Genomic DNA, 865 nt, shown 5'->3' on the forward strand with positions numbered 1-865 from the left:
CACCGGAGCACCCCCGCCCCGGACCACCACCAACCACACACCACTCAAGGACGCCACCGACGGCACCCCCACCGAACGCCACACCGTCCGATACCGCCAGGAATCCAGCACCGCTCGTTCCTGGCGCCCCTTGCGCCAGGCCGACAGTGCGGGGACCACCGACTCCCACGCCTGCGGGTCGACCCCGTTGACCAGGGAAGTCACGCCATCGATGTCCGCGCGCTCCACGGCGCCCCAGAAGGCCGCGTCCACCGGATCGGTCGGTCCACCGCTGCTCTGGCCGGGGAGTACTGCGTCGGCGAGCCAGTAGTGCTCGTGTTGGAAGGCGTAGGTGGGCAGATCCACCCGGCGGGCACCACTGCCGGCGAACAAGGCCGACCAGTCCACCGGAACACCCGCGACATACGCCTCCGCCAACGACACCAACAACCGCCCGACCCCACAGCCGTGCCAACGCCGTAGACACCCTCCACGGTCTCCTGCACCGCCATCGTCAGCACCGGATGCGGACTCGACTCCACGAAACCGACGAACCCTTCTCCACCAACAACCGCGTCACCGACTCGAACCGCACCCGCTCCCGCAGATTCCGCACCTCGAACCGCACCCGCTCCCGCAGATTCCGCACCCAATACCCGGCATCCAACCCCGCCGTGTCCAACCGCCCACCAGTCACCGTCGAATAGAACGCCACTCGTCGTTCAACGCGTCCACCTGCGCCGAATGCGAGGCATAGTCCACCGCGATCCGACGCGCCCGAACCCCCGCCGCCTCGCACTCCGCCAGCAACGCATCCAACGCCTCAACCTCACCCGACACCACCACCGACGACGGACCATTCACCGCCGCCACCCCCACCCGCCCC

Annotated in this window: 1 protein-coding gene and 1 pseudogene; both read right to left on the bottom strand. The window is 68.8% G+C overall.

From position 1 onward, the window contains the following. Positions 1–345, bottom strand: a pseudogene (locus IG88_RS44875) (modular polyketide synthase); the annotation flags it as partial. A 327-nt stretch (positions 346–672) separates the two neighbouring features. Then, positions 673–865 (bottom strand): acyltransferase domain-containing protein (locus IG88_RS44880; RefSeq protein WP_234332502.1); only part of this gene is annotated, 193 nt, incomplete at its 5' end.

Source organism: Streptomyces sp. NRRL F-5650, assembly GCF_000721365.1.
GTDB lineage: Bacteria > Actinomycetota > Actinomycetes > Streptomycetales > Streptomycetaceae > Streptomyces > Streptomyces ardesiacus.